This is a genomic window from Aquabacterium sp. J223 (genome assembly GCF_024666615.1).
GTDB lineage: Bacteria > Pseudomonadota > Gammaproteobacteria > Burkholderiales > Burkholderiaceae_C > J223.
Genome location: NZ_CP088297.1, coordinates 2,725,262 through 2,746,453 on the forward strand (window position 1 = coordinate 2,725,262; position 21,192 = coordinate 2,746,453).

13 protein-coding genes and 1 tRNA gene are annotated in these 21,192 nt (G+C 75.9%); 7 read left to right on the plus strand and 7 right to left on the minus strand.

Features of this window, described 5'->3' with window-relative positions:
• The first annotated feature begins 2 nt into the window (after positions 1-2).
• Positions 3-1,577: a methyl-accepting chemotaxis protein gene (locus tag LRS07_RS13020; RefSeq protein WP_260498450.1), complete on the plus strand. Its 1,575-nt coding sequence runs from the start codon at positions 3-5 to the stop codon at positions 1,575-1,577.
• 129 nt (positions 1,578-1,706) lie between these two features.
• Here LRS07_RS13020 and LRS07_RS13025 read toward each other — a convergent pair.
• The 5 genes from LRS07_RS13025 to recC all read right to left on the minus strand — a co-directional run bounded on the left by LRS07_RS13025 (position 1,707) and on the right by recC (position 12,084).
• Positions 1,707-1,784 (minus strand) — tRNA-Val (locus tag LRS07_RS13025).
• A gap of 13 nt (positions 1,785-1,797) precedes the next feature.
• Positions 1,798-3,195 carry a DNA recombination protein RmuC gene (locus LRS07_RS13030; protein ID WP_260498451.1) on the minus strand — a complete coding sequence of 466 codons (1,398 nt, stop codon included), beginning with the start codon at positions 3,193-3,195 and terminating at the stop codon, positions 1,798-1,800.
• Complete coding sequence (gene recD, locus LRS07_RS13035) at positions 3,192-5,099, minus strand: exodeoxyribonuclease V subunit alpha (protein WP_260498452.1); 1,908 nt, start codon at positions 5,097-5,099, stop codon at positions 3,192-3,194. Before recD ends, LRS07_RS13030 begins: the two co-directional genes overlap by 4 nt.
• Positions 5,096-8,767 carry an exodeoxyribonuclease V subunit beta gene (gene recB, locus LRS07_RS13040; protein ID WP_260498453.1) on the minus strand — a complete coding sequence of 1,224 codons (3,672 nt, stop codon included), beginning with the start codon at positions 8,765-8,767 and terminating at the stop codon, positions 5,096-5,098. The genes recD and recB overlap by 4 nt, the downstream gene beginning before the upstream one ends.
• Positions 8,764-12,084, minus strand: coding sequence for an exodeoxyribonuclease V subunit gamma (gene recC / locus LRS07_RS13045; protein ID WP_260498454.1), 3,321 nt, complete (start codon positions 12,082-12,084; stop codon positions 8,764-8,766). Before recC ends, recB begins: the two co-directional genes overlap by 4 nt.
• A 150-nt stretch (positions 12,085-12,234) precedes the next feature.
• Here recC and LRS07_RS13050 point away from each other — a divergent pair, with 150 nt between their 5' ends.
• Entirely contained in the window at positions 12,235-13,257 is a 1,023-nt protein-coding gene (locus LRS07_RS13050) for a Bug family tripartite tricarboxylate transporter substrate binding protein (protein WP_260498455.1), read from the plus strand.
• Between the two features lie 4 nt (positions 13,258-13,261).
• On the opposite strand, the gene LRS07_RS13055 is transcribed toward LRS07_RS13050, so the two are convergent.
• Complete coding sequence (locus LRS07_RS13055) at positions 13,262-13,993, minus strand: RES family NAD+ phosphorylase (RefSeq protein ID WP_260498456.1); 732 nt, start codon at positions 13,991-13,993, stop codon at positions 13,262-13,264.
• Positions 13,990-14,370: an antitoxin Xre/MbcA/ParS toxin-binding domain-containing protein gene (locus LRS07_RS13060; protein ID WP_260498457.1), complete on the minus strand. Its 381-nt coding sequence runs from the start codon at positions 14,368-14,370 to the stop codon at positions 13,990-13,992. The genes LRS07_RS13055 and LRS07_RS13060 overlap by 4 nt, the downstream gene beginning before the upstream one ends.
• 66 nt (positions 14,371-14,436) lie before the next feature.
• Here LRS07_RS13060 and LRS07_RS13065 point away from each other — a divergent pair, with 66 nt between their 5' ends.
• The 5 genes from LRS07_RS13065 to LRS07_RS13085 all read left to right on the plus strand — a co-directional run bounded on the left by LRS07_RS13065 (position 14,437) and on the right by LRS07_RS13085 (position 21,189).
• Positions 14,437-14,850, plus strand: a complete 414-nt coding sequence (locus LRS07_RS13065) for a hypothetical protein (protein WP_260498458.1) — start codon at positions 14,437-14,439, stop codon at positions 14,848-14,850.
• A 159-nt stretch (positions 14,851-15,009) separates the two neighbouring features.
• On the plus strand, positions 15,010-16,254 hold the full coding sequence (locus LRS07_RS13070) for a TolC family protein (protein WP_260498459.1): 1,245 nt from the start codon (positions 15,010-15,012) through the stop codon (positions 16,252-16,254).
• On the plus strand, positions 16,251-16,877 hold the full coding sequence (locus LRS07_RS13075; protein WP_260498460.1) for a hypothetical protein: 627 nt from the start codon (positions 16,251-16,253) through the stop codon (positions 16,875-16,877). The genes LRS07_RS13070 and LRS07_RS13075 overlap by 4 nt, the downstream gene beginning before the upstream one ends.
• Positions 16,874-18,019 carry an efflux RND transporter periplasmic adaptor subunit gene (locus LRS07_RS13080; RefSeq protein WP_260498461.1) on the plus strand — a complete coding sequence of 382 codons (1,146 nt, stop codon included), beginning with the start codon at positions 16,874-16,876 and terminating at the stop codon, positions 18,017-18,019. Before LRS07_RS13075 ends, LRS07_RS13080 begins: the two co-directional genes overlap by 4 nt.
• The gene (locus tag LRS07_RS13085; RefSeq protein WP_260498462.1) at positions 18,019-21,189 is read left to right on the plus strand and encodes an efflux RND transporter permease subunit; all 3,171 of its coding nucleotides are present in this window, start codon (positions 18,019-18,021) and stop codon (positions 21,187-21,189) included. Before LRS07_RS13080 ends, LRS07_RS13085 begins: the two co-directional genes overlap by 1 nt.
• The last annotated feature ends 3 nt before the right edge of the window (positions 21,190-21,192 follow it).

Genomic DNA, 21,192 nt, shown 5'->3' on the forward strand with positions numbered 1-21,192 from the left:
CCATGACGCGCTGGATGCGACCCCTTTCGCTGCTGGAGCGGCTGCCGGTCGGCCGCCAGCTCGTGTTGGCCTTTGCCTGCGTTCTGCTGTTGGCCGCCGCCCTGGGTGCGGAGGCGCTGGTCGGGTTGCGGACGGTCAACGAGCGGGCCGCCCTGCTGTCGGACAAGTGGCTCAAGGGCGTCGGCGCGCTGTCCGATGCGCGCGCCCATCTGCTGGAGACGCGCGACCTCGAGGTGCGCCACAGCCGCACCGCCGACAGCAGCTACCACGCCGAGTACGAAGACAAGATGGCCGAGGTGGAGAAGACCGTCGCGGCCCTGCTCAAGGACCAGGCGGCCCAGGCCGGCAGCGCCGAGGAGGGCGAGATCGTCGCCACGCTGTCGAAACAGTGGGCCGGCTACCGGCAGGCCCAGCTGCGCGTGGTCAAGCTGGGCCGCGACAAGCAGCAGCAGGACGCGGCCGACATCGCGGACGGTGCTTCCGGCATGGCCTTCGAGGAGGTGCAGGGCGCCCTCGGCAAGCTGCTGCAGTTCAACTACGACGGCGGCGCCGCGGCGGCCGAAGCGGTCCGTGGTGTGTACCAGAAGGTCCAGCTGGTCGTCGCCGCCACGCTGCTGTGCGCGCTGGGGCTGGGCGGCGGGCTGGCGTGGACCATCACAAGAAGCCTGCTGCGCCAACTCGGCGGCGAGCCGCGACGTGCGACGGCGGTCGCCCGTGCGGTGGCCGAAGGCCGGCTGGACACGCCGGTGGCCCTGCGCGCCGGTGACGAGAGCAGCCTGCTCGCCCACCTGCAGGGCATGCAGGCCCGCCTGGCCACCGCGGTGGGCGAGGTGCGCCGGGGTGCCGAGCAGGTCGCCCTCGCAAGCGGCGAGATCGCCCGCGGCAACGACGACCTGTCGGGCCGCACCGAGCACCAGGCCCAAGAGCTGCGCCAGACCAGCGCCACCATGGAGCAACTGGGCGAGGCGGTGCGCACCAGCGCGGGCAACGCCGACCAGGCACGTCAGCTGGCCGAGCAGGCCACCGGCGTCGCCGAGGAGGGCGGCGAGGTCGTGGGCCGCGTGGTGCAGACCATGAAGGGCATCGACGAGAGCAGCCGTCGCATCGCCGAGATCATCGGCGTCATCGACGGCATCGCCTTCCAGACCAACATCCTGGCGCTGAACGCCGCGGTCGAAGCCGCCCGCGCTGGCGAGCAGGGCCGCGGCTTCGCGGTGGTCGCGTCGGAGGTGCGCAGCCTGGCGCAGCGCAGCGCGGACGCCGCCAAGGAGATCAAGAGCCTGATCCAGGCCAGCGTCGAGCGGGTGGGCGAGGGCTCGCAGTTGGTGACGCGGGCCGGCGAGACCATGCAGAAGGTGGTCACCTCGATCCAGGACGTCAGCCGCATCGTGGCGCAGATCAGCCAGGCCAGCGCCGAACAGCGCGACGGCATGGCCGAACTGGCGCAGGCGGTGTCGCGCATCGACACCATGACGCAGCAGAACGCGGCGCTGGTGGAGCAGAGCTCGGCGGCCGCCGGCAGCCTGAGCGAGCAGTCGCGCCAGCTGGTGTCCGCGGTGGCGGTGTTCCGCACCTAGCGATCCACGGCGGCGCGCTGCCACCATGGAAAAAGGGCTTGGCCACACGGCCAAGCCCTTTTCACTTTTCATCCACCGGTCGTGACCGGCTTCCGCTACCAGGCCCGGGGGGGACGGGCTTTGCAGTCGTGGTAGGCGCGATTGGACTCGAACCAACGACCCCCCACCATGTCAAGGTGGTGCTCTAACCAGCTGAGCTACGCGCCTGCGAAGCCTCGCACTATAGCATGGTGCCTTGCGCCTCGATGGCGGGCGGCGCTGCCTCCAGCGCGGCCTCGACCAGCCCCGCCGGCAGCGACTTGCTCGGCTTGATGCCGAGTTCCTTCAGCATCTCGGCCTGTCGGATCACGTTGCCGCGCCCGGCCGTGAGCTTCTTGTGGGCCGCGTCGTACTGGTCCTGCGCTTGGCGAAGGCCCTTGCCCACCGCCTCCAGGTCGCCGACGAAGCCGGCCAGCTTGTCGTACAGCTCGGCACCCCGGCGGGCGATGTCCTGCGCGTTGCGGTTCTGCGCCTCCTGCCGCCACAGGTGCGCCACGGTGCGCACGACGAAGAGCAGCGTCGACGGGCTGACCAGCAGCACGTTCCTCGCCCAGGCGTCCATGAACAGCTCGCGGTCGTGGCTCACCGCCAGCATGAAGGCCGGCTCGATGGGCACGAACATGAGCACGAAGTCGAGCGACTTGAGGCCGTACAGGCTCTGGTAGTTGCGCTCGGACAGGCCCTTCATGTGCCCGCGGATGGACTCCAGGTGGCGGCGCGTGGCGATCAGCAGCGCGGCCTCGTCCTCCAGGCTGCAGCAGTCCTCGTAGGCGTTGAGCGAGACCTTGGCGTCGACCACCAGGTGGCGGCCTTCGGGCAGGCGGATGACCACGTCGGGCTGCGCCCGCGTCCCGTCCTCCCGGGTGTGGCTGACCTGCACCTCGTACTCCTCGCCCTTGCGCAGGCCGGAGGCTTCGAGCACGCGTTCGAGCACCAGCTCGCCCCAGTTGCCCTGGGTCTTGCTCGACCCCTTGAGCGCGCGGGTCAGGCCCTTGGCGTCCTCGCTCAGCGACTGGTTCAGCGCCATCAGCTGTCGCACCTGCTCAGCCAGCGCGCTGCGGTCCTTGCCCTCCTGGACGTAGACGTGCTCGACCTTGGCCTGGAACTCGTTGAGCTTGAGCCGCAACGGGTCCAGCAGCTGGCCGAGGTGGGCCTGGTTCTGCTCGGTGAAGCGCTTGCTCTTCTCGTCGAGGATGTCGGCGGCGAGCTGGCGGAACTGGTCGGTCAGCGCCGCCTTGGCCTCGGTCAGCAGCGCGAGCTTCTCCTCGGACTGGCGGCGCTCGGCGTCGAGCCGGGTGATCAGTGCGGCGCGTTCGTCGCGCGCGGTGTCCAGTTCGTCGCGCCAGCGGCCGGCCTGCGCCTGCAGGGCCTCGTGCTGGGCGGCCATGGCGTGGCGCTCGGCCTCCAGCCCGCGCACGCGCTCGCGCAGCGTGGCCAGCTCGGCCTGGGCGTTGCCATGCGCTTCGGCCAGCGCGGCGGCGCTGCGGCCGCGCCACCACAGCGCCGCGGCCACGGCGCCGACCAAGGTGCCGATCAGCAACGCCAGCAGCGGGAACATCAGGGGAAGGGTCTCGGTCATGCGGAAGGGTTCGGGGCACCGGCGGCGGCTTCGGCCAGCCGGTCGCGCAGGCCGCTGTCGCGGCGGGTGGGGGAGCGTACCGCGGCCTGCACCACGTCGGCCGGCGCCGCCAGCGACAGGCCCCGGCGGGCGCGGGTGACGGCGGTGTAGAGCAGTTCGCGGCTGGCCACGCGGTGCGGCCGGTGCGGCAGCAGCACCAGCACGCGGTCGAATTCGGAGCCCTGCGACTTGTGCACCGTCATCGCGAAGGCGGTGTCGTGCTCGGGCAGCCGCTGCGGCGGCAGCGCGCGGAAGCCGCCGTCGGGCAGCGGGACGTGCACCATCAGCCGCCCGTCGGCATCGGGCAGGGTGATGCCGATGTCGCCGTTGAACAGCCGCAGCACCGGGTCGTTGCGCAGCACCATCACCGGCCGGCCGGTGAACCAGGGCGAGCGAGGATCACCGGCCCCATCGGGCCGTTCGCGCTGCAGCCGCTCGCGCAGCCAGCGGGTGAGCGAGGCGTTGACCGCCGCCGTGCCCCGCGGCCCTTCGCGCAGCGCGCACAGCACCCGGAAGGACGCGAAGGCGGCGCTGGCGCCGGCCACGTCGCCGGGGTCGCGCCGCAGCGCCTCGGCGAAGGCCGCGAAGCCGTCGGCCATGTCGCGCCGCACGGCGGGCGACGGCGCCTCGCCGCGGTCGTCGTGCCAGCGCAGGTCGCCGCCGTCGGCGCTGCGCAGCGCCTGCAGCAGGCCGTCGGCCTCACCGGCCTTGAGGTGGCCGGCCAGGCGGCCGATGGCCGAGCCGGCGCTGAAGCGGAAGTTGCGCTGGAACCAGACGGTGCTGTCGACCAACGGTCCCGCGACCGTGGCAGCAGGGGGCAGGGCGTCGGCTGGCAGGCCGCAGGCGTCGGCGAGGTCGCGCCGGGCGGCCACGCTCAGGTGGGCGTCGGCGCTCAGTTCGGCGAACACGGCGCCGGCCTCCACCGCTGCCAGCTGGTCCTTGTCGCCGAGCAGCACCAGCCGCGCCGTCGGCGGCACCGCGTCCAGCAGCCGCGCGGCCAGCGACAGGTCGAGCATGGACGCCTCGTCGACCACCAGTGCCTCCACCGGCAGCGGGTTCGCGGCGTGGTGGGTGAACCCGTCGGGCCGCGCGCCGAGCAGCCGGTGCAGCGTGGTCGCCTCGGCCGGCAGCCGCTCGCGCAGCGCGGGCGGCAGCGCCGCGCCGCGCTCGCGCAGCGCCTCGCCCAACCGCGCGGCCGCCTTGCCGGTGGGCGCCGCCAGCGCGATGCGGCAATCGGGGTCGTCGGCCAGCAGGCAGCCGAGCAGCGCGACCACGGTGGTGGTCTTGCCGGTGCCGGGGCCGCCGCTGATGACGGTCAGCCGCTGGCGCAGCGCCAGCGCGGTGGCCAGCTGCTGCCAGTCCACCGCCTCGTGGCCGCGCGGGAACAGCTCGCGCAGCAGCGCACGGGCGGCCGGCGACGGCGGCGACGGCGGCGCGTTGGCGGCGGCGACCAGCCGCCGCGCCAGGCGCCGTTCCTGGTCGAAGTGGCGGTGCAGGTAGAGACGGTCGTGCGCGTCGATCACCAGCGGCAGCGGATCCGGCGCGTCGCCCTCGGGCGAGCCGCCGACCACGGCGCTGGCCAGCAGCCGTTGCCGCCAGCCGTCGAGGTCGCCCTCGGTCGCGAGCGCCGACAGCGCGATGCCGACATGGCCGTCGCTGGCGGCCAGGCTCAGCGCCTGCGCCGCCTCGGCCGCGGCCTGGGCCGCCCCGTCGTCGGGCTGCAGCCGCAGGGACCAGCGGCGCACCTGGTGCGCCAGCGCCCGGGCCAGGCGCTGCTCGGCGGTGTCGGCCGGAGGGTGGATCACCTCCACCGGCGGCGGCAGCTCATCGGCCGGCGGCAGACCGTCGAAGAGGTCGGCGCTCATGCAGCACTCCGGGTGTCAACACCGTCGAGCAGCGCCGAGAAGGCCTCGACCAGCGCCCGCGGCGGCTTCCAGGCGTGCACGCCGGCGCGTCCCCAGGCCGGCCGCACGCCGCGCACGAAGAGGTACAGCGCGCCGCCGTGGTGCTGCTCGTAGCGGTAGCCGGGCAGCCGCCGCTGCAGGTGGCGGTGCAGCGCCAGGCAGTAGATCAGCGCCTGCAGCGCATAGCCGTGCTGCGCCATCGCCCGCTGCAGCGACGCCGCCGCGTAGTCGGCCGGTGCGTCGCCCAGGTGGTTCGACTTCCAGTCGACGACGAAGAAGCGGCCCTGGTGCTCGACCACCAGGTCGATGAAGCCGCGCAGGTACCCCTGCAGCTCGCCGAACGACAGCGCCGGCGCCGCCACGCCATGCCGCTGCAGCAGGGCCGACAGCGCGCCGGCGCGCAGGCGGCGCGACGGCAGCGTGAACTCCAGCTCGACCAGCCGCCGGCGCGGCGTGACCTCGGCCAGGCGCAGGCCTCCGTCGCGACCCTCCATCAGCGGCGTCTGCACCACGGCCTCGACCGCGCCGCGCAGCATGGCGGCCAGCGGCGCGCCGGGCGCCTGCGCGGCCACGCCGGCATGGCGGCGCAGGACGCTGTCGATCGCCGGCGGCCAGCCGTCGGGGTCGGTGAAGTCGATGCGCTCGAAGACGGCGTGCAGGCAGTCGCCGGCCGCCGGCCCGCGGGGGAAGCGCAGGATGTCGGTGTCGGCCAGCGCCATGGCGGGCGCCGGCGGCGGCGCCGGGTCGTCGACGCGGGCATCGTGGTCGGTGGCCGCGCCCTCGTGGCGGGCGCCGTGCGCCAGGCTGCTGTAGCTGCCCAGCCACCAGGCGCCGGGCAGGCGGGCCGGCGGCGGCAACGCCTGCACCGCCAGCGGATCGGGCCGTTCCGCCGGCAGCACCGTCCCCGCCGCCGAGGGCAGCGGCGACAGGTCGACCGCCGGTGCATGGCGGACCGCGAACGCCTGCCAGGCCGAGGCCAGCGTCGCCGGGTCCACGCCGTGGGCGAGCCAGTCGGCGGGGGTGCGGCCGCCGCCGGCGACCAGCCAGTGCAGCGGCGAGCGGTCGCCCTCGCCGACGCTCGTGCCGCGGCCGCTGCGCCGGCCGTACCGGCCGACCACGACATGGCAGCGGTGCACCGCCCGCGTCAGCGCCACGTAGAGCAGCCGCAGGTGCTCCGCCATGGCCTCGGCGGCGATGCGCCCGGCGCGGGCGTCGGCGTCCGGTTTCGGCAGGTCGCCGCGCAGGTCCAGCACCAGCCGGCCGTCGTCGTCGTGCCACTCCACGGCCTCGCCGCTGGCCGCGCGACGGGCGCCGGTGTCGCCGTCGAAGAGGAAGGGACAGAACACCAGGGGGTACTCCAGCCCCTTGCTGCGGTGGATGGTGACGATCTGCACCAGGTGGCGGTCGGACTCCAGCCGCAGCTCGGTGGCCTCCGACGCGCGGCGCTCGCGGCGCTGCCGCTGCAGCCAGGCCAGCAGCGCCTGCGGCGTCAGCGGCTCGGCCTCGGCCTGCTGCAGCAGTTCGGCCAGGTGCAGCAGGTTGGTCATGCGGCGCTCGCCGTCGGGGCGGGCGAGCAGGCGGCCGGCGACGTCTTCACGACGCATCAGGCCGCGCAGCACCACGCCGATGCCCTGCTGGCGCCAGCGTTCGCGGTCCTCGGCGAAGCGCTCGACCCAGGCCAGCAGGCCGTCCTCGTCCTCCATCAGCCGGTGCAGCGACGGCGCGTCGTGGCCGAGCAGTTCGGTGGCCAGCGCGGCGCGCAGCAGGCGCTCGCGGCCGGGCTGCAGCAGGGCGGTCAACAGGCGTTCGAGTTCCTCGGCGTCGACGCTGGAAAAGACGCTGGCCTGCGACACCTCCACGCTGCCGACACCCACCGCCGCCAGCGCCTGCCGCATGCGGGCGGCCTGGGCATGGCTGCGCACCAGCACCGCGATGTCGCCGGCGCCCAGCGGCCGGCCCTCGAGCAGCAGCCGGCCGGCCCGCGCCTGGCCGAGCAGCCGGGCGATCTCGCCCGCGCACGCCTGCGCGGCCAGGTGCAGCGCCTGCGCCTTGTCCAGCGGCTGGCCGTCGTCGCCGTCGGGCAGGGTCCACAGCTGCAGCGGCGCCGGCGGCGCGACGCCGGCGGCGTCCAGCCGGGGCCGCGGCTTGTCGCCCGGCTGCACCGGGTGGAAGTCCAGCCCCTCGATGAAGAAGGCCCGCGGGTGGCCGCCGAACAGGCCGTTGAGGCCGTCGATCAGCCCCGGCACCGAGCGCTGGTTGTGCGCCAGGCCGTGCCGCGCCCCGGCCGTCGATCGCGCCTGCAGGTAGGTGTGCAGGTCGGCGTTGCGGAAGCTGTAGATGGCCTGCTTCGGATCGCCGATCAGGAACAGCGGCTGCCGTGACGGGCCCCACACCGCCTCGAAGATCGCCCACTGCAGCGGGTCGGTGTCCTGGAACTCGTCGATCAGCACGGCGGGAAAGCGCGCGCGCAGGGTCGCGGCCAGCGCCGCGCCATGCGGTCCGGTCAACCGCTCGTGCAGGTTGGCGAGCATGTCGTCGAAGGCGACGACGCGGCGTTCGCGCTTGAGCTGGCGAAGCGCCTCGGGGCCGGTGGTGAGCAGTTCGCGCAGGAGCGCCAGGCGGTGCAGGCCCGCGGCATGTCCAGTCGCCTCGCGCCGGTCGAGCAGGTCCTGCGCCAGGGCGAAGAAGGGGTGCTCCGGCGTCACCTTGCCGGCCTTGGTGCAGGCGCGCAGCCGGGCCTCGCCGAGCAGGTCGAGCCTGTCCAGCGTGGCGTCGGCCGCCACGGGATCGGCCGATCGCAGCAGGCGGTCCCACTGCTCGAACGACTTCTGCAGCGTCGCCTCCTTGTAGGTGACGCCGTTGAGGTTCGCGGCACGGCTGCGCCGCAGCAGCTCGACGATGGCTTCGCGCTCGCGCGCCCACAGCGCCCGGGCCGCGTCGTGGGCCGCCCGCAGGCCGTCGAGGTCGAAGCCCGGCAGCGGGCCGGCGTCCAGCGCCTCGGGCCAGCGCAGCACGGCCAGCGGCCTTGGCGATGCGGCGCCGCAGCAGCTCGGCATGGCGCTCGGGGAGTCGCCCCTGGCGAGCAGCAGCGCCGCCACCGGCGCCGGCAGCGCCGGGCCTGCGATGCGCCGGCGCCAGAAGTCCTGCACCACCTGCAGCCGCAGCGCGCCGTCGTCGGTCAGCAGCTCGGTGGCCAGCGGCAGGCCGGCGCTGAAGGGCGCGTCGGCCAGCGCGCGCTGGCAGAAGCCGTGGATGGTGAGGATGGCCGCCTCGTCGAAGGTCTGCAGCGCGGCGTCGAGCCGCTGCCCCAGCAGCGCATCGGCCAGGCCGAGTTCGTCGCGCAGACGGCGCAGCAGGCCGGCGACGAAGGGGTCGTCGGCGCAGCGGGTGTCGCCGCGCAGCGCCTTCGACGTCTGCGCGATGCGGCCGCGGATGCGCTCGTGCAGCTCGGCGGTGGCGGCGTTGGTGAAGGTGACGACCAGCACCTGCTCCACCGGCAGGCCGCGTTCAAGCAGCAGGCGCAGCACCAGCCCGCACAGGTTCCAGGTCTTGCCGGTGCCGGCCGAGGCCTCGATCAGCTGCGTGCCATCGAGCGGGCAGTGGAAGACGTCCAGCGGCTCCAGGTTCATCGGCCCGGCTCCTGCAGGTGCTGCGACAGCGGCCCGTACACCGCCTCGGCGCAACGCGCGAAGTGCTCGTCCAGCGGGTCGGCCATGCCGCGCAGGGCCAGGCGCCAGGCGGGGTCGTCGCCTTCGCCGCCGCGGCCGGCGCTGCCGTGCCAGGCGCGGCGCGTGGGGCCGGGCTGTCGGTCGCAGGTCCACCAGGTCCAGGCCGTCTTCGGGAAGAAGTGCAGGGGGGTGCCGAGGCCTTCGCGGTACAGGGCGAGCAGTTCGCGCAGCCGCTGCGGTGCGTCGGGCACCGGCGTGAGGTCGAAGCCGCCGTCCAGCGCCAGCATGCGGGTGCGCGGCGCGGCGTCGGCGGGCGCGGCGGCGCACAGCAGCAGGTGCGACAGCCAGGCGCGCAGCCGCTCCTGCGCGCGGATGGCGCCGGCGCGCCACTGCACCAGGCCCTGCGGGCGCAGGCCGGCCAAGTGACCGTGCAGCCGCCAGGCCTCGCCGCCGAGGTCGAGGTCCAGCACCACCGGCCGGGTGGGCAGCGGTGCGTCGGCCAGCACCGGGCGCAGCCGTTGCGCCAGGTCGTGCAGGCCGGTCAGCGCCTGCGCTCGGCGCTGGCGGCCCAGCGGGCCGGCCGGCAGCTCGGTGCCGGCCTCGGCCAGGGCCTCCACGCCGGCCGGGGCCCGGCCCTCCAGCAACGCCGGCAGCAGCCGCTGGCCGAGGCCGTAGACCGACAGGCCGTCCGGCGTGAACGGCTCGCAGTCGTCCAGCGCCTCGGCCGGCCGCGGCAGGTCGACCTGCAGCCGGTGCTTCAGCAGCGCGCGCGCCGGGTGGCTGAAGAACTCGATGAGCCGCGCCAGCGTCGGCTGGCGCCAGTCGCCGTCGGGAGGCGGCAGCGGTCGGATGAAGAACGGTGCCTGCGGCGCATCGTCGCGGTCGTCCTCGAGGTCCGGGTCGTCCTCCACGGCGGTCGGTGCAATGGCCTCGTTGGCCGGCGGCGACCCCAGGGCGCGCCGCAGCGCCTGCGCCAGCTCCTCGGCGTGGCTGCGCTGTCGCGGGTCGCTCCCGGCCAGGAAGCTCTCCAGTGCGAAGGGCTGCAGCGGGTGCTCGACCACCAGGCGACGGCGTGCGGCCGCCTCGTCCATCACCGGCGTGGTGACGGCCGGCAACACGAACTCGAGCAGCTCGTCGACCAGCACCGAGGGCGGCAGCGGCTGGTTGTCGCGGGCGCTGCGGCCGGTGTGGCTGAGGTGGAGCTGCTCGCGCGCGGCCAGCACCAGGTCGAGGAAGAGGTTGCGCTCGTCCAGCCGGCGCTGTCGGTCGCCCTCGCGCGGCTGGCGCGCCATCAGGTCGAACTCGGGCGGTCGTTGGCGGCCGGGGAAGGCGCCGTCGTCCAGGCCGATCACGCAGACGATGCGGTAGGGCAGCCCTCGCAGCGGCGTCATGCCGGTGAAGGTGATCGCGCCGGTGGGCGTGGCGCCGCGCGCCGGGTCGTCCAGCTGCCGCGCCAGCGCCTCGCGCAGCACCGCCAGCGGCAGCGGTGCGGCGGGGTCCGCGGCGCGCAGCGTGTCGCCGAGGGCGGCGATGGCGGCCTGCAGTTCGCGGGCGTCGTCGGCCTCGTCGGCGGACGCCTCGACGAAGTCGTCGACCAGGGCCGCCAGCCGCGCCGGCCAGGCGCCGGCGGGCAGCGCGGTGCCGGCCAGCACCTGCAGGCCTTGCAGCCGCTGCACCAGCTGCCACAGCGCGCCCAGCGGCAGCGCGCGGCGGCCCTCGATGTCCCCCACCGGCAGCCGGCCGGCGAGCGGGGCGGAGGGCGGGCGATCGCCGGGCAGCGCATGGCCCAGCAGCAGCCGGTCCAGGCCGTCCTCGAAGCTGTGGGCCCCGGCGTCGCCCAGGCCGAGCGCCTGGCGCTGCGCGCCGTCCAGGCCCCAATGCACGCCGGCGGCGTTCAGCGCGTCGCCGAGCTGGGCCAGCGCCTCGTCGTCGAGGCCGAAACGGCGGGCCACCGGCGGCTGCGCCAGCAGGCCGGTGACCTCGGTCACCGTGCAGCGCGCGCCGGCCAGCGCCAGCACGCCGAGCAGCGCCTGCGCCAGCGGGTTGAGCCGGCTGCGCGAGCGGCCGCTGATGGAGAACGGCAGGGCGCGTTCGGCCGGCACGGTGCCGAAGACGGCCTCGACCAGCGGCGCGGTGGCGTCGAGGTCGGGCGTGACCACCAGCACGTCGCCCGGTCGCAGCGTCGGGTCGGCGGCGAAGCGGGCGAGCAGCCGGTCCTGCAGCACCTCCAGCTCGCGCAGGCGGGAATGGGCCACGTGCACTTCCAGGCTGCGGTCGTCCTCGGCCAGCGGCCACGCACCGGGCACCGGCTGCTGCAGGTCGAGCAGGCTGTCCTGCAGGCGGGCGAGCAGGGTGGGCCGCGCCGCCTCGACGAAGGCGCCGTCGTCGACCAGCGACTCGCCCGCCGCCTCGATCAGCAGCGCCACCTGCGACTGGGTCTGCCGGCCCCAGCCGGCGAGCAGGCGGTGGCCGATCTCGTGACCCTGGTCGCGGCCCTCGGCGCGCAGGCGGGCCAGCACCCGGCCGTCGACGATCTCGAACCAGTACTCGCGGCAGGGGTTGAGCACGTGCAGGTGCAGGTCCGTCCAACGGCCCATGCCGGCCAGCAGCTTCAGGTACAGCGGCGGGATGGCGGGCAGGGCGATGAGGTGCACGCCGGTCGGCAGGCCGTGGTCGGCGAGGGCCTGCGGCCCCTGGGCGCCGAGCCGGTCGAGGGCGGCGAGGAAGGCGTCGGCCGGGTGAGCCGGCCGCAGGCGCAGGCCGGCGGCCAGGCGTTGCCAGAGGGCGGCCTGCCAGGCCTCGTCGGCGTCGCCTTCCAGCACCCGCCGGCCGCGTTCCCACGACTGCAGCCACTGCGGCCGGTAGGTGAGGTACTGGTCGAACAGCGACGCCACCTGCTGCGCCAGGTCCCAGCGCATCACCGCATCGGCCTGCGCCAGCCAGCCCTGCAGCCGGGGGTGGTCGGCGGCGAAGGCCGGGTCGACCAGCGCGTCCCACACGCGCCAGGCGAGCACGCCGGGGGCGAAGGGCGAGGCCTCGGCGACGTCGGGCACCAGGCGGGCGATCTGCCGCCACAGCCACTGCGCGAGGAAGGCGAACTCGACGTTGGCGCACACGCCGTGGCGGTCGGCGATGGCCAGCGTCAGCGCCCGCTGCACGGCGGCCCCGGGCACGATCACCGTCGGGGCGTCGAACACCCCGCCGGGGGCCTCGTCCAGGCGCTGCAGCAGCCCGTCGCGCAGGACCTCGAAGCGGTTGGAGAAGTGGAGGTGGAGCATCGGCGGGCAGGGCGACGGGGGAGTCTACGGGGGGGCGTGGCGGCGGTGGCCGGGTCGAGGACCGTCCAGTGTGGCGGCGGCCTGGCTCATGAGGTGAGCCAGCCCGGCTTGGCTACCATCGCCGCCCGTCCACCGCCCACCCGTTCCACCATGCCGTCGATGCCGAGCCCGATCACCCGCGGCCGTCTGCCGCGCCGTGCGCTGCTGGCCCTGGCCGGCGCTGCGCTCGCGCCCGGCCGGACGGCGGCGCAGGCGTTCCCGAACCGTCCGATCCGGCTGGTGGTGCCGTATCCGCCCGGCGGGCCGCTGGACATCGGCGCCCGCGCGCTGGCGCAGGCGATGGGCCCGGGCCTGGGCACCACCGTCGTGGTCGAGAACCGCACCGGGGCCGGCGGCAACATCGGCGCCGACGCGGTGGCCAAGGCGGCGCCGGACGGCCACACGCTGCTCATCGGCGCGGTGGCCACGCACGCCATCAACCCGTGGCTGTACCCGAGGATGCCGTACGACGCGCTGCGCGACTTCACGCCGATCACCCTGATCGCCGAGGTGCCCAACGTGCTGGTGCTGCCGGGCGCCTATGCGCGCGAGCACCGCATCGCCGACGTCGCCGGCTTCATCGCCCACCTCAAGGCGAGGCCGGGGCGGCTGCAGTTCGCCTCCGGCGGCAACGGCAGCGCCGGGCACCTGGCCGGCGAGCTGTTCAAGCAGTTGACCGGCACCTTCGCCGTGCACATCCCCTACCGCGGCGCCGCGCCGGCGCAGCTGGCGCTGCTGTCGGGCGAGGTGCAGTTCATGTTCGACAACCTGGCGTCGGCGGCGCCGCGCCTGCGCGACGGCTCGCTCAAGGCGCTGGGCGTGACGACGCCCGGGCCCGCCGGCGCCTTCCCCGAGCTGCCGGCGCTGGCCCGCTCCGGCGTGCCGGCGCTGAAGGGCTTCGACATCAGCACCTGGTTCGGCCTGTTCGGTCCGGCCGGCCTGCCGGCGCCGGTGCTGCAGCGGCTGAACGAGCAGGCGACGGCCGCGCTGCGCAGCGCGGCGGTGACGGAGACGCTGGCCCGCTTGGCCGCCGAGCCGGCACCCGGCACGCCGCAGGACCTGCAGCGCAAGGTGGAGGCCGACCACGCCCGCTACCGCGAGATCGTGCGGCGCTCGGGGGCGACGGTCGACTGACGGTTCAGGGCCGCGCCACCGGCGCCTCGAACCGCCACTCGAAGCGGTCGTCGTCGTGGACCAGGCGCACCGCCTCGCGGGTGGTGCGGCAGTGCCAGGTCTGCTGCGCGGTGCGTTCGCGCAGGTGCAGCGCCTGCGGCTGGAACACCGCCACGTTGTGGCCGCCGGGGTCGCGCACCGAGCGGTAGCGCAGCCAGGCGATGCCTTGCGCGCGCGCGGCGTCGCCCAAGGCCTGGCAGGCGGTGTAGTCGTCCGGGTGCGTCCAGTGCCCGGCCGACGCCGACCAGGGCGGGCGGCCGAGGTCGATCGCCCGCCCGCCGATGGCGGCGCGGAAGAAGGTGTGCTGGCTCAGCAGCTCGCCGTCGCGCAGGCCGGCGCTGTCGACCAGGAAGCGCCAGCGCCAGTAGGCGACCTCGGCGCCGGCGGTGCGCAGCGTCTCGCCGCCGTACCAGAGACCGGGCGAATGGGCGCGGCGGAAGCGGCTGGCGTGCGGCGATCGGTAGCGGAACGGCGTCGACAGCAGGTAGTGCAGGCCGGCCGCGGCCGGGGGCAGGGCGGGCTTGCCGGCTTCGAGCAGCTGCTCCAGCACCGCCTGCTCGTCCAGCGAGTCGACCAGCCGCATGGTGGCGACCACGTGCTGCGCCTCGACGCCGCGCCAGGCGCTGGTCTGCCGGTCGGCGGCGCTGCGGAACCAGTCGTTCTGCCAGGGCCGGGCCGCGCCGTCCGTGCCGCTCACGAGGGCGCGCGCAGGCCGTCCAGGTAGGCCAGCGTGGCGACCAGCCCCTCGGCGGTCTGGATCAGCTCGCGCGGCACGCCGCCGAGGGCGTCGTTGTGGCTGCGCATCCAGGCCTGGCGGCGGGCGTCGTCGTTGCCGACCAGCGCGTCGAGCGAACGGTACACCCGCACCAGCAGCGCCGCCAGTTCGCCCGGTTTGGAGGCGGGATCGAGCCCGCGCTCGCCGCGCAGCAGGCGCGACACCGTCGGCTCGCTGCTGCCGATCACCCGCGCCAGGGCGGCGCCGGACAGGCCGAGCAGGCTGCCGGCCCGCGCCGTCGCCTTGGCCAGCACCTGCGACGGGTCGACCACGGCATGGCGGGCGAGGATTCTTTCCATGGAAAGAAATAGTAGGACTTCACCCAATGTCTGGCAAGCCCTTCAGGTCTGCCTAGAATGGCGGTCATGCGCGCCCGGTTGTGCTGGCTCCTGCTCTTCCTGCTGCCCCTGCAATGGGCCGCGGCGGTGGCCGCCTGCGACCATGGCGCCCCGGCCCGTGCGGCCCCTGCCGTGCAGCAAGCCAGTGCGCACCACGGCGCGCAGGGCTCGCACGACGGCGCGCACGCGCACCATGCGCACCTCGCGGAGCACGGCGCCGCCGTCACGGCCGGTGCCACGGCGGACGCCGCCGACGCGGCGCCGCCGGGCGACCTCGCCACCTGCAGCGCCTGCGACTGCTGCCACCTGGCGGGCAGCGCCCTGCCGGCGATGAGCCGGCCGTCGCCGGCCCTGACCGCGGCGCAGCCCCAGCCGCTGTGGGCCGGGGTGCCGCTCTCCAGCCGGTCGACCGACGGGCTGTACCGACCGCCACGCGGCTGAAGGCCCTCGTTCGGCCGGTGAAGCCACCGGCCGCCGCCCTCCCACCGATCCCGCCGTCCGGCCCGTGCCGGGACGTGCGCGACCGGTGCGGGGTCCCAGGCCTTCACCCGTTGCCCCATGTCCCCTCGCCCCAGGGCGCCGCGTCCGCGCGTCGCCGCCATGGCCGTGCTGTTCACGGCCAGCGTCTGCACGGCCGTGGAGCCGCCACCCCTGCCGCCGGTGCGGGCGTCGGAACAGACAGCGCCCGGCTGGGCCTGGCTGCTCGACCGTGCGTGGACGCGCCAGCGCCGTGACGAGGCGCAGGCCGCGCGCGGCGCGGTGCTGCAGGCCCGCGGCCAGGCGCTGGCCACGCCCTTCGCCGGTCCGCCCACCGTCGGCCTCGACGTGCGCCGGGACCTGCCGCCCGGCGCCCGCCTGCCCGGCACCGACACGGTCGGCCAGCGCGGCCGCAACGAGCTGGAGCCGGGCGTGTCGGTGCCGCTGTGGCTGCCGGGCCAGCGCGAGGCCGGCCGCGCCACCCTGACCGAGGAGGAGGCCGCCCGCACCGCCGCCGCCACGGCCGGCCGCTGGCGCCTGGCCGGCGAACTGCGCGAGGCCGCGGCCGCGCTGGCCCTGGCGGACGCCCGCTGGCAGGCCGAACGCGCCCGCGAGGCCGGCGCCGCGGCGTTGGAGGACGACGTGCGCCGCCGTGTCCAGGCCGGCGACCTGGCCCCGGCCGACGCGCTGCTGGCGGCCGAGGAACGCCTCGCCGCCGCCATGGCCGCCCGCGAGGCGCACGGCCTGGCGCAGTCGGCCCGCGCGCGCTGGCTGGCGCTCACCGGCTGGTCCGGGCCGCTGCCGCCGGCCGAAGTGCCGTTGCCGCCGCTCCCCGACGACGACCATCCCGCGTTGGCCGAGGCCCGGGCCGCGGTGGGCGTGGCCCAGGCCCGTGCCCGCGAGGCGGCCCTGCTGCGGCGCGACGCCCCGACGTTGTCGATGGCCGCCCGCTTCGACCGCGAGGGCTACGGCACCGGCTACCGCAACACCGTGCGCGTCGGCATCGCCCTGCCGCTGGACACCGAGGCGCGCAACGCTCCGCGGCTCGCCGCGGCAGAGGCCGAGCGGCTGGACGCGGAACTGGCGCTGCAGGCCGTCCGACGGCAGCGGCAGCTCGAACGCGAGCAGGCGCTGGCCGAGCGCCAGGCGGCCGACGACGCCCTGGCGCTGGCCGCCGAGCGGCTCGCCGTGGCGGGCCGGCTGGACGCGGCGGTGGACCGCGCCTGGCGGGCCGGCGAGCGCGGCCTGCCCGAACGGCTGCGGGTGCGCGCGCTGGCGCGCGAGGCCGAATGGGCCCACGAGAACGCACGCCGCCAGGCCGATCGGGCCGCGGCGCGCTGGAACCAGGCGATCGGAGCCATGCCATGAATCGTTCTTTCCTCCTTCCCCTGTGGGCCGCCTTGCTGATGCCGCCGTGGGCGGCGGCGCACGAAGGCGAGGCGCACGGCCGGCCCGTGCCGCCGATGCCCGCGACACCGCCCGTGGCGGTCACCGCCCCGGCCGATGGCGACCCGGCGGCCGCGGCGCTGGCCGCCGGGCCGCGGTTCGCGCTGCACAGCGACCGGCTGGAAGCGGTCGGCGTGCTCGACGGCCGCCGCGTCTGGCTGTGGCTGGACGGCTGGGCCGACAACCGGCCCATCGCCGGCGTGCCGGTGCGCGTCGGCCTCGGCGAGGCCTCGGTCGCCGCCACGGCGGTGGGCGACGCCTACCGCGCCGACCTGCCGGCGGAGCCGCCCGACGGCACGCAGCCGGTGTTCGTCGAGGTGCGGCTGCCGGCGACCGGCGGCGCGCCGGCCGCGGCCGAACGGCTCACCGGCCGCGTCACCGTCGCCCACGACGACCATGACCACGACGACGACCCTGCGTCGGCGTCGGCGTCGGCGGCCTGGAGGCCGCTGGCCGCCGGCGGGCTCGTCGCCGCCGGCGGCCTGCTCGCCGGCTGGTGGCTGGGCCGGCGCAGCCGGCCGCGTCACCCGGGAGGCTGCGCATGAAGCCGTTCCCATCCCCGCTGCGGCGCCACCTCGGCCGCCTGCTGGCGGCGTGGCTGATGCCGGCGCTGCTCCTGCAGCCGCTGCCCGGCCGGCCCCACGAGGGCGCACCGCACGCCGACGAGGCGCCGGCCGCCGGTCCCGCCGATCACCTGCCGCGCCGCCTGCCCGACGGCGCGGTCGCCCTGCCCAAGCCGGTGCAGCGCACGCTGGCCCTGCGCACCGTGGTCGCCGAGCCGCGCTCGGTGCCGGCGGTGGTGCAGTTGGCCGGCCGGGTGGTGACCGACCCGCAGGCCGACGGGCACGTTCAGGCCAGCTGGTCCGGCCGGCTGGAACCGGGCCCGCAGGGCCTGCCGCTGCCCGGCCAGGCGGTGCGCGCCGGCCAGGTGCTGGCGCGGGTGGTGGCCAACGTCGACCCGCTGGCGCGGGCGCAGCAGGCGGCGCAGCAGGCGGAGCTTCGCGCCGCGCGCACGCTGGCCGAGCAGCGGCTGCAGCGTCTGCAGTCGCTGGCCGACACCGTGCCGCGCAAGGACATCGACGCCGCGCGCAGCGAGCTGGCCTCGCTCGACGCCCGGCTGGCCGCGCTCGCGCCGGCAACAGCGCCGGTGGAGCTGCTGCGCGCGCCGGTGTCCGGCGTCATCGCCCGCAGCGAGGCGGTCGCCGGCCAAGTCGTGGAGGCGCGCGACCTGCTGTTCGAGATCGTCGACCCGCGCCGGCTGCTGATCGAGGCCATCGCCTTCGACGCCGGCCTGGCCGCCGACGTCGTTGGCGCCGAGCTGCAGTCGGGCGACCGGCGCTGGCCGCTCGCTTTCGTCGGCGCTGCGCGGGTGATGAAGGAGCAGGCGCTGCCTCTGCTGTTCCGCGTGCGGCAGCGCGAGGGCCTGCCGCTGGCGCTGGGCCAGCCGGTGACGGTGGCGGTGCAGCGCCGAACGCCGCTGCAGGGGATGCCGCTGCCGGCCGCCGCGCTGGTGCGCTCGGCCGCCAACGAGCCTCAGGTGTGGGTGAAGACCGCGCCGGAGCGCTTCGAGCCGCGGCGCGTGCAGCACCTGCCGCTGGACGGCGGCCGGGTGCTCATCACGGCCGGCGTCCAGGCGGGTGAACGGGTCGTCACCGACGGTGCGGCCATGCTGCCGCAGGTGCGCTGATGTTCAAGGTCATCCTCGACGCCAGCCTGGCCGCCCGCGGCCTGGTGCTGGCCCTGGCGGCGGCGCTGCTGCTGTGGGGCGGCTGGCTGGCCGGCCGTACGCCGGTGGACGTCTTCCCCGACCTCAACAAGCCCACCGTCACCCTGATGACCGAGGCCGGCGGCATGGCGCCGGAGGAGGTGGAGCAGCTCATCGCCGTGCCGCTGGAGGCGGCGATGGGCGGCCTGCCCGGCGTGGAGAGCGTTCGCTCGACCGCGGCCGCCGGCCTGGCGGTGGTGACCGTCACCTTCGGCTGGGACGCCGACCTCTACCGTGCCCGCCAGTTCGTCGCCGAGCGGCTGGCCACGGTGGAGGGCAGCCTGCCGCCCGGCGTGGTGCCGCGCATGGGCCCGGTGAGCTCCATCATGGGCGAGATCCTGCTCGTCGCGGTGCCGACCACCGCCGCCCCCGGCGTCGACCCCGAGGCCGCCGCCATGGCCGCGCGCGAGGCGGCCGACTGGGTGCTGCGGCCGCGGCTGCTGGCGGTGCCGGGCGTGGCGCAGGTCATCCCCATCGGCGGCGGCGTGCGCCAGTTCCAGGTGCGGCCGGACGCGCGCCGCATGGCCGCGCTGGGCGTCACGGTGGAGGACCTGCGCGCCGCGCTGCAGGGGTTCGCCGCCAACCTGGGCGGCGGCTTCCTGCAGGCCGAGGGCCGCGAGCTGCTCATCCGCCACCTGGCGCGCACCGTGCAGCTGGAGGACCTGCGCAACGTGGCCGTGCGGGTCAACGGGCAGGGCGCCACGGCGCAGCCCATCCTGCTGCACCAGGTGGCCGAGGTCGGCTTCGGGGCCGCGCCGCGGCGCGGCGACGCCGGGCTGGACGGCGGGCCGGCGGTGGTGCTGTCGGTGCAGAAGCAGCCCGCGGCCGACACGGTGAAGCTCACCCGCGCGGTCGAGGCCGCGCTGCAGGACGCGGCGCGCTCCCTGCCGCCGGGCGTCGCCGCGCCGCGCATCACCTTCCGCCAGGCCGACTTCATCGAGGCCTCGCTCGGCAACCTCAAGACCAAGCTGATGGCCGCGGCCGGCGTGGTGGCGGTGGTGGTGTGGGCCTTCCTCGGCAGCGTTCGGCTGACGCTGGTGTCGCTGGCGGCGCTGCCGCTGTCGTTGCTGGCGGCGGTGCTGGTGTTCCGCGCCTTCGACATTTCGATCAACACCATGACGCTGGGCGGCCTGGCCATCGCCATCGGCGAGCTGGTGGACGACGCCATCGTGGACCTGGAGAACATCGTGCGCCGGCTGCGCGAGAACGCGGCCCTGGCGTCCCCGCGCCCGGCGCTGACCGTCGTGCGCGACGCCAGCCAGGAGGTGCGCGGCGGCGTCATCTGGTCGACGGTGGTGGTGCTGCTGGTGTTCCTGCCGCTGCTGTGGCTGCCGGGCATCGAGGGGCGGCTCTTCGTGCCGCTGGGCATCGCCTACATGGCGGCCATCGCCGCCAGCCTGGGGGTGGCGGTGACGGTGACGCCGGTGCTGGCCTGGTTCCTCGTCGGCCGGCGGCCGGTGGCGCACCACGAGGCGCGGCTGGCGCGCTGGCTCAAGTCGCACTACGCCCCGCTGCTGCGGCGCGCGCTGGCCGCGCCGTGGGCGCCGCTGGCGCTGGCCGCCGCGCTGGTGCTCGTCGCCGTGGCGCTGGTGCCCACCTTCCCGCGCAGCTTCCTGCCGCCGTTCAACGAGGGCTCGTTGGTGATCGGCCTGCGGCTGAACCCGGGCTCGACGCTGGCGCAGTCCACCGCCATCGGCCGCGAGGCCGAGCGGCTGCTGCAGGGCGTGCCCGAGGTGACCCACGTCGGCCGCCGCTCGGGCCGGGCCGAACTGGACGAACACGCCGAGGGCGTGCACGTCACCGAGCTGGACGTGGGGCTGCAGCGCTCTGCGAGGTCGCTGGACGCGGTGCAGGCCGACGTGCGCAACCGCCTGGCCACGCTCCCGGTCGCCGTGAGCCTGGGCCAGCCGATCTCGCACCGCCTGGACCACCTGCTGTCCGGCGTGCGGGCGCAGATCGCCGTGCGGCTGATCGGCGAGGACCTGGACCTGCTGCGCGGCGAGGCGGCCCGGCTGCGCGACCGCCTCGGCGCCATCCGCGGCCTGGCCGACCTGGAGGTGGAGAAGCTGGTGCTCAGCCCGCAGCTGCGCGTCCGGCTGGACCTGCCGGCGCTGGCCCAGCACGGCCTGTCGCCGGCGCTGCTGGCGCGCGAGCTGCAGGCGCTGACCGAGGGCGAACGGGTGTCGCAGGTGGTCGAGGGCGCCTCCGGCGGCGCGCGCCGCTTCGACGTCGTGCTGCGCCTGCCGGAGTCGGCCCGAGGGCCCGAAGGCCTGCAGGGCCTGCTGGTGGAGACGCCGCTCGGCCGGGTGCCGCTGTCGCGGCTGGCGGCCATCGAGGAAGGGCTGGGGCCGAACCAGATCTCGCGCGACGACGGCCGCCGGCGCATCGTGCTGTCCGCCAACGTGGCCAATGCGCAGGGCCGGCCGCTGTCGGCGGTGGTCGAGGAGGTGCGCCAGGTCGTCGCCGCCGCGCCGCTGCCGGCGGGGGTGTCGGTGTCGATCGGCGGGCAGTTCCAGGCGCAGGAGGAGGCGTCGCGGCTGATCGCGCTGCTCGGCACCGGCTCCGCGCTGCTGGTGTTCCTCGTGCTGCAGCAGCGCTACCGCTCGTCGGTGCTGGCGCTGCTGGTGATGGCCAACATCCCGCTGGCGCTGGTGGGCAGCGTGCTGGCGCTGAAGCTGGCCGGCCAGCCGCTGTCCATCGCGGCGCTGATCGGCTTCGTCACGCTGGCCGGCATCGCCACCCGCAACGGGCTGCTGAAGACCAGCCACTGGGTCAACCTGATGCGCCTGGAGAACATGCCCTTCGGCACCGAGCTCATCGTGCGCGGTTCGGCCGAACGGCTGGTCCCGGTGCTGATGACCGCGCTCACCGCCGCGCTGGCGCTGTCGCCGCTGCTGCTGGAGGCCGAGCAGCCCGGCACCGAGCTGCTGCACCCGGTGGCGGTGGTGATCTTCGGCGGGCTGGTCGGCGCGACGCTGCTGGACGCCTTCGTCACCCCGCTGCTCTTCGCCCGCTTCGGCCGGCGCGCGGCCGAGCGGCTGGCCGCCGCTGCCGCCGACGGCGTGCCGGCCACCGCCATTCAGGCCCTTTGACCC

Coding starts and splice junctions, on each gene's coding strand:
- recC (WP_260498454.1), bottom strand. CDS start 12,084: ATGCTCCACCTCCACTTCTCCAACCGCTTCGAGGTCCTGCGCGACGGG.
- LRS07_RS13020 (WP_260498450.1), top strand. CDS start 3: ATGACGCGCTGGATGCGACCCCTTTCGCTGCTGGAGCGGCTGCCGGTC.
- LRS07_RS13080 (WP_260498461.1), top strand. CDS start 16,874: ATGAAGCCGTTCCCATCCCCGCTGCGGCGCCACCTCGGCCGCCTGCTG.
- LRS07_RS13030 (WP_260498451.1), bottom strand. CDS start 3,195: ATGACCGAGACCCTTCCCCTGATGTTCCCGCTGCTGGCGTTGCTGATC.
- LRS07_RS13065 (WP_260498458.1), top strand. CDS start 14,437: ATGCGCGCCCGGTTGTGCTGGCTCCTGCTCTTCCTGCTGCCCCTGCAA.
- LRS07_RS13085 (WP_260498462.1), top strand. CDS start 18,019: ATGTTCAAGGTCATCCTCGACGCCAGCCTGGCCGCCCGCGGCCTGGTG.
- recB (WP_260498453.1), bottom strand. CDS start 8,767: ATGAACCTGGAGCCGCTGGACGTCTTCCACTGCCCGCTCGATGGCACG.
- LRS07_RS13050 (WP_260498455.1), top strand. CDS start 12,235: ATGCCGTCGATGCCGAGCCCGATCACCCGCGGCCGTCTGCCGCGCCGT.
- recD (WP_260498452.1), bottom strand. CDS start 5,099: ATGAGCGCCGACCTCTTCGACGGTCTGCCGCCGGCCGATGAGCTGCCG.
- LRS07_RS13075 (WP_260498460.1), top strand. CDS start 16,251: ATGAATCGTTCTTTCCTCCTTCCCCTGTGGGCCGCCTTGCTGATGCCG.
- LRS07_RS13070 (WP_260498459.1), top strand. CDS start 15,010: ATGGCCGTGCTGTTCACGGCCAGCGTCTGCACGGCCGTGGAGCCGCCA.
- LRS07_RS13060 (WP_260498457.1), bottom strand. CDS start 14,370: ATGGAAAGAATCCTCGCCCGCCATGCCGTGGTCGACCCGTCGCAGGTG.